General features: G+C 68.5%; 16 protein-coding genes. 7 read left to right on the forward strand and 9 right to left on the reverse strand.

All coding sequences use genetic code 11. The annotated features are described in order from the left end of the window. The first annotated feature begins 35 nt into the window (after positions 1–35). Positions 36–500, forward strand: a complete 465-nt coding sequence (locus tag DSM104443_RS17020; RefSeq protein ID WP_171094374.1) for a c-type cytochrome — start codon at positions 36–38, stop codon at positions 498–500. Positions 501–507: 7 nt separating this feature from the next. Here the strand turns inward: DSM104443_RS17020 and DSM104443_RS17025 are convergent, their stop codons facing one another. The 4 genes from DSM104443_RS17025 to DSM104443_RS17040 are packed head-to-tail and all read right to left on the reverse strand — an operon-like array spanning position 508 to position 2,590. Then, a complete protein-coding gene (locus DSM104443_RS17025; protein ID WP_171094376.1) occupies positions 508–1,092 on the reverse strand; it encodes a hypothetical protein in 585 nt (194 codons plus the stop codon). After that, the gene (locus DSM104443_RS17030; RefSeq protein ID WP_171094378.1) at positions 1,089–1,484 is read right to left on the reverse strand and encodes a DUF3037 domain-containing protein; all 396 of its coding nucleotides are present in this window, start codon (positions 1,482–1,484) and stop codon (positions 1,089–1,091) included. Before DSM104443_RS17030 ends, DSM104443_RS17025 begins: the two co-directional genes overlap by 4 nt. Beyond that, the gene (locus DSM104443_RS17035) at positions 1,468–2,217 is read right to left on the reverse strand and encodes a HipA family kinase (RefSeq protein ID WP_171094379.1); all 750 of its coding nucleotides are present in this window, start codon (positions 2,215–2,217) and stop codon (positions 1,468–1,470) included. Before DSM104443_RS17035 ends, DSM104443_RS17030 begins: the two co-directional genes overlap by 17 nt. Before the next feature lie 25 nt (positions 2,218–2,242). Beyond that, positions 2,243–2,590, reverse strand: coding sequence for a RidA family protein (locus DSM104443_RS17040; protein ID WP_171094381.1), 348 nt, complete (start codon positions 2,588–2,590; stop codon positions 2,243–2,245). Positions 2,591–2,654: 64 nt separating this feature from the next. On the opposite strand from DSM104443_RS17040, the gene DSM104443_RS17045 reads away from it, so the two are divergent. Then, entirely contained in the window at positions 2,655–3,188 is a 534-nt protein-coding gene (locus DSM104443_RS17045) for a carboxymuconolactone decarboxylase family protein (RefSeq protein WP_171094383.1), read from the forward strand. 73 nt (positions 3,189–3,261) lie between these two features. On the opposite strand, the gene DSM104443_RS17050 is transcribed toward DSM104443_RS17045, so the two are convergent. Further along, entirely contained in the window at positions 3,262–4,473 is a 1,212-nt protein-coding gene (locus tag DSM104443_RS17050) for a threonine ammonia-lyase (protein WP_171094385.1), read from the reverse strand. Between the two features lie 229 nt (positions 4,474–4,702). Between DSM104443_RS17050 and DSM104443_RS17055 the strand changes: the two genes are divergently transcribed. The 5 genes from DSM104443_RS17055 to DSM104443_RS17075 all read left to right on the forward strand — a co-directional run bounded on the left by DSM104443_RS17055 (position 4,703) and on the right by DSM104443_RS17075 (position 10,746). Further along, positions 4,703–5,578, forward strand: a complete 876-nt coding sequence (locus DSM104443_RS17055; RefSeq protein WP_171094388.1) for an NUDIX hydrolase — start codon at positions 4,703–4,705, stop codon at positions 5,576–5,578. A 120-nt stretch (positions 5,579–5,698) separates the two neighbouring features. Then, a complete protein-coding gene (locus tag DSM104443_RS17060) occupies positions 5,699–6,016 on the forward strand; it encodes a hypothetical protein (RefSeq protein WP_171094390.1) in 318 nt (105 codons plus the stop codon). A 68-nt stretch (positions 6,017–6,084) separates the two neighbouring features. Next, on the forward strand, positions 6,085–6,951 hold the full coding sequence (locus tag DSM104443_RS17065; protein ID WP_171094392.1) for an EamA family transporter: 867 nt from the start codon (positions 6,085–6,087) through the stop codon (positions 6,949–6,951). Between the two features lie 41 nt (positions 6,952–6,992). Further along, entirely contained in the window at positions 6,993–8,567 is a 1,575-nt protein-coding gene (gene pgi / locus DSM104443_RS17070) for a glucose-6-phosphate isomerase (protein ID WP_212756752.1), read from the forward strand. A 13-nt stretch (positions 8,568–8,580) separates the two neighbouring features. Further along, positions 8,581–10,746, forward strand: coding sequence for a response regulator (locus tag DSM104443_RS17075; protein ID WP_171094394.1), 2,166 nt, complete (start codon positions 8,581–8,583; stop codon positions 10,744–10,746). A gap of 142 nt (positions 10,747–10,888) precedes the next feature. Here DSM104443_RS17075 and corA read toward each other — a convergent pair whose 3' ends face one another. The 4 genes from corA to DSM104443_RS17095 are packed head-to-tail and all read right to left on the reverse strand — an operon-like array spanning position 10,889 to position 14,720. Next, on the reverse strand, positions 10,889–11,857 hold the full coding sequence (gene corA / locus DSM104443_RS17080; protein ID WP_171094396.1) for a magnesium/cobalt transporter CorA: 969 nt from the start codon (positions 11,855–11,857) through the stop codon (positions 10,889–10,891). 12 nt (positions 11,858–11,869) lie between these two features. Further along, positions 11,870–12,679: an HAD-IIB family hydrolase gene (locus DSM104443_RS17085; protein ID WP_212756754.1), complete on the reverse strand. Its 810-nt coding sequence runs from the start codon at positions 12,677–12,679 to the stop codon at positions 11,870–11,872. Then, positions 12,676–14,166, reverse strand: coding sequence for a glycerol-3-phosphate dehydrogenase (gene glpD, locus DSM104443_RS17090; RefSeq protein WP_171094398.1), 1,491 nt, complete (start codon positions 14,164–14,166; stop codon positions 12,676–12,678). The genes DSM104443_RS17085 and glpD overlap by 4 nt, the downstream gene beginning before the upstream one ends. Beyond that, the gene (locus DSM104443_RS17095) at positions 14,163–14,720 is read right to left on the reverse strand and encodes an NUDIX domain-containing protein (RefSeq protein ID WP_171094400.1); all 558 of its coding nucleotides are present in this window, start codon (positions 14,718–14,720) and stop codon (positions 14,163–14,165) included. Before DSM104443_RS17095 ends, glpD begins: the two co-directional genes overlap by 4 nt.

Below are 14,720 nucleotides of genomic sequence, written 5' to 3' on the forward strand. Positions count from 1 at the left end.
TATCGGGCTGTGCGGCAGGATGCCACAATCGGCGCATGCGCCGCGCACCCCTCGCATCCGCAATGAGCCACACATCTGCAGTCGCCATCGCGGCGCTGGCGCTGCTCACCGCAGGCGCAGCCTTCGCGCGCGGCCCCGTGTGCCCGGAGACGCGCACCACGAAGAAGGCACCGGACGAGTTCTACAACCGCGCCAATCCGGTCGCGCCCGCCGCGCTCGACAAGAAGGCGGCAGAGGTCGCGTTCTTCGGCGACGGTCAGGGCATCGCCTGCGCGTCATGCCACGGCGTGCGCGGCGACGGCCAGGGCGACATGGCCTCGATGTTCGATCCGCCGCCGCGCAATTTCCGCTGCAAGGCCACGCTCGCGAACGTGTCCGATGGCCAGCTCTTCTGGGTGATCCGCTACGGCTCGCCGACGACCTCGATGCCGCCGCATCCGCATCTCTCGGATGCGCGCATCTGGCAGCTGGTGCTCTACATCCGCGCGCTCGGAAACTGAGCCCCGCTCAGAAGCGATACCAGGGCTTCTTCGGCGGATCGGCCAGGACGAGCGACATCGGCATCGTCTTCGTGCCCTCGACGAATCCGTACGCCGCGACCGCGAAGCCCACGCGCGGGTCGAGCACCTGCACGGTCATCTTCACGAGGCGCGCGGCGGCGAGCGCACACGCATGCGCGGCCTGCTGGGCATCGAGCTTCTGCGCCGCGGCGATGGCGCGCACCTCGACCTCTAGCTTCTCCTGCGTCTGCACGACGGTGAGCAGCGGCCGGTTCTGCTCGAGGACATTCAGGTCGTCGGGCTGCAGCGCGCGGGGATCGAGGCCCTCGGCCGCGAGCCCGTAGGCGAAGGTCTGCATGAGGGCTGGGCCTTCCTCGTTGGCGCGATCCGACAGCACCGGTGCGCCGGGCTCGATGCCCGCGGTGGGCAGGCCGAACGATCGAAACAGGAACGTGCCGCCGAGGCGCGCGGCGGCGGCGATGGCCGTCTCCGCATGCACGCCCTTCTCGTTTCGCAGGAGGCGCACGATCGCCTCGACCATCTTCGCCGCGGCCGCGACCTGCGCCTTGGCGGGAGCCTTCCACTCGGTCATCGCTTCGGGATCCTCACCATCGCGTCGAGCAATCGTTCGAGGGCCGTGGCCGGGTCCCCGGCGCGGCCGGTGTGCGCGGCCGACACCTGGATGATCGTACTGCGCGGGGCTGTGAGCCACCTGAAGCGCTCGCGCGGCGAGAGCTTGCCGATGGGGCCCGCGGCATCTCCACCGGCGCAGATGACGGGGATGGTGTCGAGGTGTGCGCGCACCGTCGCGAGGTCGGCACCGGGATCGAGCATGCGGATGCGGGCCTCATCGAGCTCGATGCGCGCCTCGAGGAAATCGCGCTCGTGGCACGAGACGATCACGCCCACGTTCACGAACTCCTCGCGCTCGACGCGCGGGACGACGCGGATCACGGCGTAGTCGTAGCTACACGGCGCGGGCACGGAGGGCCTCCTCGACGAAAACACGCGGCGGAGCGAGACGCGCGTTGAGGTAGCGTGAATACGTTTCGCGGCCGGCGTCTTGCGCGATCCAGTCCTCCGGGATCGACGCCACGATGCCCTCGATCACGTTCGGCGTGAGGCGCGCGGCAAGGCGGGCGTCCACCTCGGCCAGGCGGGATGCGAACGGCAGCAGCACGTGGTCCTTGATCTTCGGGAACGCTTCCTTTGCTCGCGCCGCGAAATCTCCGCCCGCGTGGTGAACGTAGAGCGCGGCGCCGTGGTCGATCAAGCGGAGCTTGCCGTGCCACATGAGCAGGTTGGTATTGCGCGGCGACCGGTCGAGGTTCACGACCAGCGCGTCGAACCACACGATGGCGGAGGCGAGCTCGGCATCGGGCTGCTCGGCGACCGGATCGAACGCCACCGAGCCCGGCATGTAGTCCAGCGCGATGTTCACGCCGGCGCTCGCGCGGATCAAGTCCTGGATCTCGGGGTCGGGCTCGGAGCGGGCGAGCTCGCGGTCGAGCGTGATGAAGACGATCTCGGGGACATCGAGGCCCACGGCCCGCGCGACCTCCCCGGCGACCAGCTCCGCGACGAGCGCCCGCGGCCCCTGGCCGGCGCCGCGGAACTTGATGACATAGAGGCCTTCGTCATCCGCCTCGACGATCGCGGGCAGCGAGCCGCCCTCGCGAAGCGGCGTCACGTAGCGCGTGGCGGCGACCGTCCTCATGGGCGCGTCGCCTTTCCCGCCGCTCCTAGAGCGCGGCCACGCACATGATCTCGACCTTGTAGGCCGGATTGGCGAGCTTGGCCTCGATCGTGGCGCGCGCCGGCGTCTGGCCCGGCACGACCCACGCTTCCCACACCGCGTTCATGCCGGCGAAGTCCTTCATGTCGGGCAGGAAGATCTGCGCCGAGAGGATCTTGGTCTTGTCGCTGCCGACCTTGGCCAGCAGCTTGTCGATCTTGGCGAGGACTTCCTGGGTCTGGCCCGTGATGTCCTTCTTCTCGTCGTCGGGGACTTCTCCCGCGAGGTACACCGTGTTGCCGTGGACGACGATCTCGGAGAGGCGCTTGCCGACGTTGTGGCGCTGGATGGCCATGGTTTTTTTCCCTGTTGGTGGATTCACGTGCAGTTTACTATCGCTCTTTAGCCCGGAGAGAGCCATGCCGCGAATTCCCTACGTGCCCGCCGACATCGCGGAGCCCCGCGAGATCGTCGACGCCATTCGCGCCCGGCGCGGGGGAACGCTGCTCGACCTGGACCGCATGCTGCTGAACAGCCCCGCCCTCGCCGCGGGCTGGAACACCTACCTCGGGGCGGTCCGCACGCAGCTCACGCTCTCCCCGAAGCTGCGCGAGCTGGCCATTTGCGGCGTAGCGATCCTGAACCGCGCCGAATACGAGTTCAAGCAGCACTCGCCGCACTTCCTCAAGGGCGGCGGCACCCCGGCCCAGCTGGAAGCGCTGCGCGAGTTCGAGCGCGCGTCGTCCTCCACGCTCTTCGACGCGTCGGAGCGAGCGGTGATCCGCCTCACCATCGAGATGACCCGCAACGTGGAAGTGCGCGACGAGACCTTCGCGGCGGCCGCCAAGGTGATCGCCTCCGAGCAGGCGATGGTCGAGCTGGTCGCCACCATTGCCACCTACAACATGGTGTCGCGCTTCCTCGTCGCCCTCGACATCCACGCGAGGACGTGAAGGGTGAATAAAGGGGTCAGGACAACTTATTCGAAAAAAGAAGCGTACGAATAAGTTGTCCTGACCCCTTTATTCACTTGATCTCCGCTTTGAACCCGGCTTCCTGGAGGGCCTTCACGATCTCGTGAACGTGGGCGGCGTTGCGGGTCTTGATCGCGAGGTCGATCTCGACGTGCTGGACGGTGAGCTGCGTGAAGGCGCGGTGGTGGTGCACCTCCTCCACGTTGGCGTTGTGCTCGGCGATGACGGCGGTGATCTTCGCGAGCGAGCCCGGCAGGTCGCGCGCCTCGACCTTCACGCGCGCGAGGCGCCCCGCGCGCACCATGCCGCGCTGCACGATGTCGGCCAGCACCAGCGGCTCGATGTTGCCGCCGCAGAGGACCAACCCGACATTCTTTCCGCGGAACGTGTCCTTGAACTTGAGGAGCGCGGCGAGGCCCGCGGCGCCCGCGCCTTCGACGACGGTCTTCTCGATCTCGAGGAGCATCACGACGCTCTCCTCGATGTCGCCTTCGTCCACGAGCAGGATGTCCTTCACGTGGCGCTTCACGACCTCGCGCGTGATCTGCCCCGGCTCCTTCACCGCGATGCCCTCGGCGATGGTGCCCGGCCCGAAGGCCGCGGGCGTGCCGCGCATCACGTGGTACATGCCGGGAAAGCGGGCGACCTCGACGCCGTAGACCTCGATCGAGGGCTTGAGCGCCTTGGCCGCCAGCGTGATGCCGGAGATGAGGCCGCCGCCGCCCACCGCGATCACCAGCACGTCCAACTGCGGGAAGGCTTCCAGCATCTCCAGGCCGATGGTGCCCTGGCCGGCGATGATCTTCGCGTCGTCGTAGGGGTGCACGAACGTGAGCCCGCGCTCGGCCATGATCCGCTTGGCCGCGCGCATCGCATCGTCGAAGCCCTCGCCCTCCAGGATCACCTCGGCGCCGTGCTTGCGCGTGTGCTCGACTTTCACGAACGGCGTGTGCTTCGGCATCACGATCACCGCCGGGATGCCCAGGCGGCTCGCGTGATAGGCCACGCCCTGCGCGTGGTTGCCGGCCGAACAGGCGATCACGCCCTTGGCGCGCTCCGCGGCCGTGAGGGACTCCAGCTTGTTGATCGCGCCGCGCTCCTTGAAGGACGCCGTGAACTGGTGGTTCTCGAACTTGAGGAACACCTGCGCGCCCGAGATCTCGGAGAGCGTCTGAGAGAGGAGGCAGGGCGTGCGCACGACCTGGCCGTCGATGGCCTGGGCGGCGGCGCGGATGTCTGCGAGGGTGATGAGTTCGGCGGTCATGGGAAAGCTCGGTCGGGCGGGTGTCCGGAGGCTCGTTCGGGAGGCCTTGGGCGGCCCCAGGCGGCGGCGGACGGGGTCTGGACACCTCAGGACCCCTCCCAGCCCCCCGGAACCCCGGCAAGGGCCTGAAAAAGCACGAGGGGAGAGCCGTCTCCCGGGTCTCTCCCCTCGCCGTTCCTCCCCCCCAAATCCAGCGCGGAGTCTGGGGAATGGCCCTACCATTGTCAACATGAAGCCGAGACCCTTTCCGGACCTCCTGGGCTTCCTCAAGACGGCCTGCACGCATGCGTCCCACCAGGGCCGCGACCTGCCCCTGGTGCCCTTCTACGTGAAGGAGCATCCCGTGGGCTGGCTGCGACCCTCCTTCGCCGGGGAGCTGCGCCGCTGGCCCCACGTCTTCGAGGTGGACGCCTCGTGGGTGGCGCTGAAGGGGGCGCCCGACACCGTCGCCGGGCGCACCGCGGCACTGGACGAGGTCACGCGCGCCCTGGCCAAGGAGGGGCAGATCCGCGGCTGGCGCGAGGAGCCCGTGAGCATCTCCTGGCACTACGCGGCGCCGGAGTTGCTGCGAGTGGAGCGCGCGGCCTCGCGCCACTTCGGCTTCGTCTCCTACGGCGTGCATGCCAACGGCTTCACGCGCCGTGGCGGCGAGGTGCACACGTGGATCTCCCGGCGCGCGGCCGACAAGGCCGTGGACCCCGGAATGCTGGACAACCTCGTCGGCGGGCGCATCGCCGCCGGCTCCACGGTGGACGAGACCCTGCGCAAGGAAGCGTGGGAAGAAGCCGGCATCCCGCCCGCGCGCCTGGCGGGGGTCTATTGTTCGAGCGCCGTTCGCGTCGAGTACGCCGTGCCCGAAGGGCTGCACCGCGAAGTGCTCTTCGTGCACGACCTGTGGCTGCCCGCTGACTTCACGCCCGCCAACCAGGACGGCGAGGTGCAGGAAATCCAGCTGCTGCGCAACGAAGATGTCGTTTCCCGCATCCTCGACGGCGAGTTCACGCTCGACGCAGGCGCCGTCACCATCGACGGCCTGCTGCGCCAGGGCGTGCCCGTTCCCGAAGACCCGCAATACCTCGACCTGCTTCGCTTGCTCAAGCCTTAAGTGACGCGGCGGTTGCGTACGGTGTCATTCTGAAATTTATGGTGACACGCCGCCCGGAACCAATGGGCAGCATTTCCGGAAGAAGAATCGGGACCCCCTCCCGAACGCCTGGAGATGGAAATGAAAAAAACCGTGCTGTTCCTCACCGCCGCATCCGTACTTGTCCTGTCCGCTTGCGCGGGCGTGCAGACTTCTCAGACCGGCGCCGCCGGCGCCAGCTCGGCCGCCGCGGGATCGGGCTCGATGTACTGCTGGAAACGCTCGCTCTCGGAATCCGGCGACACATTCAACTGCAACTGGGCCGGCACGAAGCATGACGCCTGCCTGGTGAACGGCATCAACGCGAGCCCCCTGTCGAAGAACCAGGTGGCCGCGGGACCGAAGGACGCCGGACGCTGCGAAAACGGCGAATGGCTGGTGATGGTGAACACGAAGTAGCCGTTGCTCGCTGGGTTCCCGCCTCCGCGGGAATGACGGGCGGAGGGCGCCTGTAGAATGGCGCCCTCATGTCGGTCTTAGCCCTCCTGCTGGTCCTCGCGTCGGCGTTCATCCACGCGAGCTGGAACTTCATCCTGAAGAAGAGCGGCGGCGGCAGCGGCGTGATCGCGCTGTCGTGCACGCTTTCGCTCGCGATCTACCTGCCGGTGCTCATCGGCGCCGCGATCCTCCAGCACTACCAGTTCGAGTGGATCCATCTCGTGCTCATGTTCGTGAGCGGGATGGTGCACCTCGTCTACTTCCTGCTGCTCGACCGCGCCTATCGCAGCGGCGGCGACCTCTCGATCGTCTACCCGCTCGCGCGCGCCACCGGCCCGCTGCTCACCATCCTCTTCGCGATCGCGGTGATCGGCGAGCGCCCCGGTCCGGTGCCGCTGGCCGGCGCCGTGCTGATCGGCATCTCCGCGCTGGTGCTCACCGGCAACCCCCTCGCATGGCACAAGAGCGAGGCTCGCAGTGCCGTCGGCTTCGCCCTCCTCACCGGCATGACGATCGCGGTCTATACGCTCACCGACAAGTGGAGCGTGGCCGCGTGGCTCGTCCCGCCGCTCGTGTACGACTGGGGCTGCAACTTCTTTCGCTGCCTCGTGATCGTGCCGCTCACGCGCCACCGCAATCCCGGGGCGATCGCGCTCGCCTGGCGTGAGAAGCGCAGCACGGTCCTCATCATCGCGGCCCTCTCGCCGCTTTCGTACATCCTCGTCCTGACCGCGATGGTGTTCACGCCGGTGAGCCTGGTGGCTCCCGCGCGCGAGGTCTCGATCCTCTTCGCCGCCCTGATGGGCGCACACCTGCTCAAGGAAGGCGACGTCACGCGCCGCGCGATCGCCGCCGTGGGGATGGTCCTGGGAATCTCCGGGCTCGCCCTGGGGTAGGCCGTCGCTTCCGTAGGCTGGCCCTTCGGTAGAATCGGGGGGTGATCCCGTTTTCCCGCTCCCCCGCCTGGCTGCAGCTGCTGGCGCACCGTGACGCCCTGGGCGGGAAAACCGCCCGCGAGTTGTGGCGCGCCGATCCCGCCCGTGGGGCGAAGCTCACCGTCGGCTGCGCCGAGCTGGCGCTCGATTTCTCCAAGCAACCCGTCAGCGAGGAAACGCTCGCCTCGCTGTGCGCGCTCGCGCGCGAGCGTGGCCTCCCCGAGGCGATCGCGGCCCTGTTCTCAGGCGCACCGGTCAACACCACCGAGCGCCGCGCCGCGCTGCACATGGCTCTCCGTGGCGACGAGCACACGACCGTGGGCGGCGTCGACGTCCTGCCCGAGATCCAGCGCGGCCGCGAACGGATGCGCATGTTCTCGCAGGCCGTGCGCGAGGGGCACTGGAAGGGCGCCACGGGCGCGCCGGTCCGCCACGTGGTGGGCCTGGGCATCGGCGGCTCCAGCCTCGGGCCGAAGCTCGCCGCGAAGGCCCTGCACGCCATCGCCGACGGCCCCCAGGCGCACTTCATCGAGAATCTCGACCCCGCGGAATTCGACGACACGGTCGGCCGCCTCGACCCCGCCGCCACGCTCTTCGTGATCGCCTCGAAGACCTTCACGACCGAAGAAACGATGGCCAACGCGGCCTCGGCGCGCGCATGGATCGAGCGCTCGCTCGGACCGGGTGCCGTGGATCGTCACTTCGTCGCCGCCACCGCCTCGCCCGAGCGCGCCACGGCCTGGGGCCTCGCCGCGTGCAACGTCTTTCCGTTCCCCGAATGGGTGGGCGGCCGCTTCTCGCTTTGGTCCGAAGTAGGCCTGCCGGTCGCGATCGCGGTGGGCATGACGGCTTTCGATCGGCTGCTCGCCGGGGCGCACGCGGTGGACCTCGAGTTCCGCTCCAAGCCGCTCGAGAGGAACGCTCCGGTACTGCTGGCCCTGCTCTCCGTGTGGAACCGCAATGCACTCGGGTGTGCCAGCCACGTGGTGCTGCCGTATGCCGCGCGGCTCACGGGCCTCACGCCGTATGTGCAGGCGCTGGAGATGGAATCGAACGGCAAGCGTGTCGACCGCGATGGCACCCTGCTCGATTTCGCGACGGCCCCCGCCGTGTTCGGCGGCGAAGGCACTCCGGGCCAGCACGCGTTCCACCAGTGGCTGCACCAGGGCACCGACGCCGTCTCGTCCGACTTCATCGTGGTCGCCCGTCCGATGGGCTCCGACGCCGATCGCCACGCGCGCCTGGTCGCGCACGCGGCCGCGCAATCGGAGGCGCTGATGAACGGCGTGGAGACGCCCGAGCCGTGGAGGAGCTGTCCCGGCGGGCGCGCGAGCACGACGATCGTGATGCCGGCGCTGGACCCTTTCCATTTGGGCTCGCTCCTCGCGCTCTACGAGCACAAGGTCTTCGCCGAGGGCGCGCTCTGGGGCATCAATTCCTTCGACCAGTGGGGCGTGGAGCTCGGCAAGAAGATCGCCGGATCGATCCTGCCCGCGGCACGCGGCGAGGGCACGGCCCCGGATGCGGCTACGGCCCATCTCCTGTCTGTCATTCACAAGCTCGCACAAAGCGGCTAGCCTAGCCCGAGCCATGGCCCTCGAAGACTTCAAGCGCATCGTCGAATCGCTCCGCACGCCGGTGGCCGTGGCCGATCCGCGCGGCGTGATCGCATTCGCCAACGGCGCCTTCGCGCAGCTGGTCGGCAAGGCCGCGCGCGAGCTCCCGGGCACGGTGCTCTCCGACTTCTTCGTCGCCGGCGACCAGAAGAAGCTCCTGCAGGGCCTTCAGCGCGTGGCCGAGGGCAAGAGCGCTTCCGGGCTGATCGAGGCGCAGGTCGCGGGCGAGGAGCCGCATTGGGTGGAGGTGGGCTTCGCACCCCCGCTCGACGCGCGCGAGCGTCCGGTGGACGTCATCGTGTCGCTGCAGGACATCGACTCGCAGCGCGACACCGAGACCACGCTGAACCTCTTCGCCGCACGCCTCTTCGCGATCGCCGACGCCTCCTCGATCGCCGTGATGATCGAGAACGCGAACGGCGAGATCGAGCTCGTGACCGAGGCCTTCTGTCGCTTCGTCGGCACGGATTCGGCGCCGCAGTCGCTGATGGGGCTACCCGCCAAGGATGTGCTCACCAAGTCCAAGCGCAAGCGCAAGGACTTCAAGCGCCAGACCATCGTCGTGGACGAAGGCGACGCGGGCGCCCTGTGGCTTCCGGCCGAGGGCACGGGCGACGCGTCCCCGGTGAAGAGCGCCAGCGAGATCGCGCTGATCGAGAAGATCGGCGAGGAGCTCTCGGTCGCGCTGGAGGGCATGTCGGCCATCACCATTCGCGCCCAGGAGATGGAGTTCGATCCGGTCCTGATCGACCACTTCTCGCGCATTCGCCTCTCCACCGAGACGGCCATGGCCGCGATCGGCGACCTGGTGGATTTCTCCAACGTCTCCGGCGGCGTGATCCTGCACAAGGGCGAGTTCCGCCTGCGCTCCGCGCTCGCGGATCTCGTGAAGCGAGTCGTCTCCGAGGCCGAGGAACGCGGCTGCCGCCTGCGCGTGCGCGTGGAGCAGGACGTGACCGACGCCCTCGAGGGCGACGTGGAACGCCTGCAGCTCCTGGTGAAGAACCTCCTGGACAACGCCTTCCAGCTCGTGCCCGGCGCGGAAGTCACGCTCCACATCACGCCCGAATACATCACCGAATCCGGCATCCAGCTCTCGTTCGGCGTCTCGGCCGCGATGGACGGCGCCGACAAGCCGATCCCGCGCTTCTCGCCCGAAGGCGGCATGGGGGTCGCGGTCGCGAAGTTCATGGTGATCGCGATGGGCGGCAAGCTCGCCGTGTCCTCGCGGCCCGGCGGCGAGATCTACTCGTTCACGATCGAGTTCCCGATCCTTCCGGTTCCGCCCGCGCCGCGCCGCGCGACGTTCGCCTCGATGGTGGGCCTCACGGTGCTCATCGTCTCGGCCGAGCCCGACCAGCGCCTGGAGCTCTCCAACACCCTGCGCGGCTGGCGCATGAATCCCATGGAAGCCGACAACCCGGAGATGGCGCTGAAGCTCCTCGAGCGCATGCACGAGGAAGGCGCGGCCGTCCCGCTCGTGATCCTCGCCGACCAGCTGCCGGTGCAGGATGGCTACATGCTGGCTTTCCGCATCAAGTACCACCGCACCTTGAGCGGCACGATCCTCATGATGCTCGCCACGCGCGGCAAGCCGGGCGATGCGATCGCCTGCCGCGAGAACGGCATCTCGGCGTACATGCGCTACCCGATCGGCGAGCACCAGCTGGAAGAAGCCATCAAGGCGGTGACGGGCGCTTCGGTCGACGCCGACGAGACGCCGACGCTGGTCACGCGGCATTCGCTGCGCGAGCAGCGCAAGGGCGCCACGATCCTGCTGGTGGACGCGAACCGCGACAGCCAGATCCTCGCCTCGCACATCCTCGGCAAGCGCGACTGCAACGTGGTCGCCGTGCAGGACGTGGAGGAAGCGCTGGCCGCCCTCGAGCAGGACATGTACGACGTGGTGCTGGTCGATCCTTCGGTGGCCGGCCTTGCGGACGGGCCGGCGAAGCTGCGCTCGGCGATCCAGCGCGATTCGGAGAAGGTCCACTTCGTCGCCTGCAGCGTGGAGCACTCGCCGAAGTGGAGCGAGGCGCGCAAGGCCGAGGGCTACAACGCCACGCTCGGGAAGCCCTTCAACAAGGACCACCTCCTCGGGGTCCTGCAGGCTCTCGGAAAGCTGCCCGAAGAAACCTAGGGCGAAAGGCTTCCTCCGCAGATAAACGCGGATAAACGCAGATGAAACCTTGCAGGGCTAAACCCAAAGACGGGTTTATCGGCGTTTATCCACGTTTATCTGCGGAGGACGCCTTTTGCCGTAGCGCGCCGCATGCGCTTCTCTAGAGCCACCCCGCGCCGCGAAGGCGCCGGAAGATCCAGAAGTCGGACACGGCCATGATCACGAGCGCCATCGGGTATCCGTACGTCCACTCCAGCTCGGGCATGTTCTTGAAGTTCATCCCGTAGATGCCGGCCACGAGCGTGGGCACGGCGATCAGCGCCGCGTACGACGCGAGCCGCTTGGTGACCTTGTTGTCCTCCAGGGTGATCATCGCGAGGTTCACCGACATCGCGGTGACCACCATGTCGCGCAGGCCATCCAGTTGCTGGGAGACGCGCAGCAAATGGTCATAGACGTCGCGGAAGTACGCCTGCGTGCCCACGCACACCTGCGGCACGCGCCCGCCGTAGAGCTTGTGGATCGCCTCGATCAACGGCTCCACCGCGTGGCGAAGCGTCATGCCGTGGCCTTTCAAGTCGTAGAGCGACTCGATGTTGGCGCGCGGCGAGGTCCCGTCCTTGAAGATGCGCTCCTCGATCTTCTCCAGCTGCCCTTCGAGGAAATCGACGACCGGGAAGTAGCGGTCGACGATGTTGTCGATCAGCGCGTAGAACACGAAGCCCGAGCCCGCCTTCAGCAGCTCCGGCTCTCGCTCGGCGCGTTCGCGCACCGCCTGGAAGCCCACCTCCGTGCCGCGGCGCACCGAGAGCACGAAGTTGGGGCCGACGAAGATGTCGACCTCGCCGGTGTTGATCTCGGCACCCGCCATCTCCACGACGTGCACGACCGCGAAGAGCTGGTCGCCCCACTCCTCCACCTTCGGGCGCTGGTGGCCGTGGCGCGCGTCCTCGACGGCGAGGGGGTGGAGCGAGAACTGCACCGCCATCTCGTCGATCTCCTCCGCGGAGGGCTCGTAGAGCGCGACCCACACGAACGTGTCGGGGCGGTGGATGTAGTCGGAGATCTCGTTCTTCTGGATGTCCGCGATCCGCTTGCCGTTCTGGTAGGCGCAGCAATTGACGAGCATGGGGGGTTCTCCTTATCGCGCCGCGAGCAGCGCCGCGGCCAGCTCGGCGAAACCGGCCGAGCCCTCCGAGGGCGTGATCCACGCGGGCAGGTCCTGCATCAGGTCGGCCATCGCGCGCACGTTGGCGACGCCGACCGCATGGGGAAAGAACTTGAACATCGGCTGGTCGTTGGGGGAATCGCCGGCGAAGACGTAGTGCCCAGCGTCGCGGTCGAGGTCCACGCCGAAGTCCTCGCGCAGCATGAGCCGCGAGGATGACAGCTTGTCGTAGCCGCCGAACCATCCGTTCACGTGGATGGAGCTCACCTTCGCCGTGAGGCCCTCGGATTCCATGACCGAGACGATGCGCGAGACGGCCTCGCGTGGCAAGGGCGCAACGTCCTCGCAGAAGTCGATGGCGAGGTCGGCTTCGCGGTAGGCCTGGTCGGAGGCGATGGCCGAGCCGGGCACTTCGCGGAGCACCCGCTGGGCGATGGCCTCGAGCTTCGCGGAGCGCTGCGCACGCTCGGTCTCGCCCATCACGTAGCGCTTCACGAGCTTGCCGGCCTTCGCGTCGTGGCGGAACCAGAAGGCGCCGTTCTCTCCCACGACGGCATCCACCGGCCACATGCGGGCGATGTGGTCGCACCAGCCGGCGGGCCGTCCGGTGACGGGGATCACGAGCAGGCCGGCGGCGCGAAGCTGCGCCAGCGCTGCGTAAGCCTCGGGCAGCAGGCGGCCGTGCGTGGTGAGCGTGTCGTCGATGTCGGTGAGCACGCCGCGGATCGCGCGGCGCGCGGCGCGCGGGAATTCGGCGAGCGGCCGCATCGTGCCCGCGCTCATCCGCCGAGGTAGCGCGCCACCGCCTCCCGCTGGGCGGCATCCATGTGCAGGCCGGCCTTGGTGCGGCGCCACAGCACGTCCTCGGCCGTGCGCGCCCACTCCTCGCGCTTCAGGTAATCCACCTCGGCCTGCGTGAGGCCGGCGCCGAAGTGCGTGCCCAGGCTCTCCATCGTCGCCGCTTCGCCCACCACTTGCGGCGTGCGGCTGCCGTGACGCCGGACGATGCCCTCCAGCAAGTCGCGCGGCAGGGAGGGATAGTCGCCCTGCATCTTGTCGCGGAACGCGTTGAAGTGCCGCACGTCGCCGCCGGGCAGCGGCTCGGTGGCGGTCCACGCGCCCTTCAGCCCGGGGAAGAACGGCTGGAGCTTTTCCATCGCCTCTTCGGCGAGGCGCCGGTACGTGGTGATCTTGCCGCCGAAGATGGAGAGCAGCGGCGCCCTGCCGCCTTCGTGGTCGACCTTGAGCACGTAGTCGCGCGTGACCTGCGAGGGATTCTCGGAGCCGTCGTCGTAGAGGGGGCGGACACCCGCGTAGCTCCAGACGATGTCGGACTTCGCGAGCGGCTTCGCGAGGAAGCGGTTGGCCGCCTCGAGCAGGTACTGCGTCTCGGCCTCGGAGATCTCGGCCGCTTCGCCGATCGTGTCCACGGCGACATCCGTGGTGCCGACGAGGCTGTATTTCCCCTCATACGGAATCACGAAGACGACGCGGTCGTCGGCGTTCTGCAGGATGTAGGCGTGGCCCCGCGTGTGCACCTGGGGAACCACGATGTGGCTGCCCTTCACCAGGCGCACCTTCGCGGTGATGCGGTCATCGGGGATGGCCTCGAGCACGTTCGCGACCCAGGGACCGGCCGCATTCACCAGCGCCTTCGCCCGCACCGGCCGGCGCTCCCCGGTGGCGACATCCTCGATCGTGGCCTCCCAGAGGCCGCCGGAGCGCTTCGCCTCGACGAAACGCGTGCGGGTGAGGATCTCGGCGCCCTTGTCGCGCGCGCCCAGGGCGTTCAGCACGGTGAGGCGCGAGTCGTCGACGCGGCAGTCGGAATAGACGAAGCCCGAGCGGAAGTCGGGCTTCAGGCCCGCGCTGTACTCGATGTGCGGGAACTTCACGCGCACCGAGCCCGGAAGCGTGATCTTGCCGCCGATGTGGTCGTAGAGCCACATGCCGATGCGGATCATCCAGGCCGGCCGCATGCTCGCGTCGTGCGGCAGCACGAAGAGCAGCGGGCGGATGATGTGGGGAGCCAGGCGCAGCAGCACCTCGCGCTCCTGCAGCGCCTCGCGCACCAGGCGGAATTCGTATTGCTCGAGGTAGCGCAGCCCCCCGTGGATCAGCTTGGAGCTTCCCGAGCTGGTGGACGAGGCGAGGTCGCCCTGCTCCACCATCGTGACCGCGAGTCCCCGGCCGGCAGCGTCGCGCGCGATGCCCGCGCCATTGATGCCGCCGCCGATGATGAGGAGGTCCCGGACCCCGCCCGCCGTCATGCCTTGTCCCCGAACTGCAACCACCACAGGATACCGAAGGCGGTCTTGGTGTCGGTGATGAGCCCTTCGCGCAGCCACTGCGCGGCTTCGTCGAGGCGCGCGGGGAAGGTGAGGAGGTGCTCGCCCACGTCGAGCTGGTGGCCCACGTGGGTGAGACCGCGGGCGCCGTACAGCTCGATGATCTCGTCGGAGTAGCCGATGCAGGGCTCGAGCCGCGCGATCCGCCACCACTCGGCCGCCTCGTAGCCGCACTCCTCCACCAGCTCGCGCTTCGCGGTCTCCAGGGGCGGCTCGGTGGGCTCGATCTTGCCGGCCGGCAGCTCGATGAAATGCGCCGCGCGCGGGTAGCGGTACTGGCGCTCGAGGAGGATGGTCTCGGGATCGAGGAAGGCGAGGATCATCACCGCGCCGGGGTGCTTCACGTACTCGCGCCAGGCGACCGCGCCGTCGGGCAGGCGGATCTCGTCGCGGTGGAGCTTCAGCAGGCCGCCGTCGTAGGCGAGCCGCGAGGACAGCGGGTGCTCGGTGAAATCCGGGCCGTCGGGCGGCTTCAC

The organism is Usitatibacter rugosus (assembly GCF_013003965.1).
Classification (GTDB): domain Bacteria; phylum Pseudomonadota; class Gammaproteobacteria; order Burkholderiales; family Usitatibacteraceae; genus Usitatibacter; species Usitatibacter rugosus.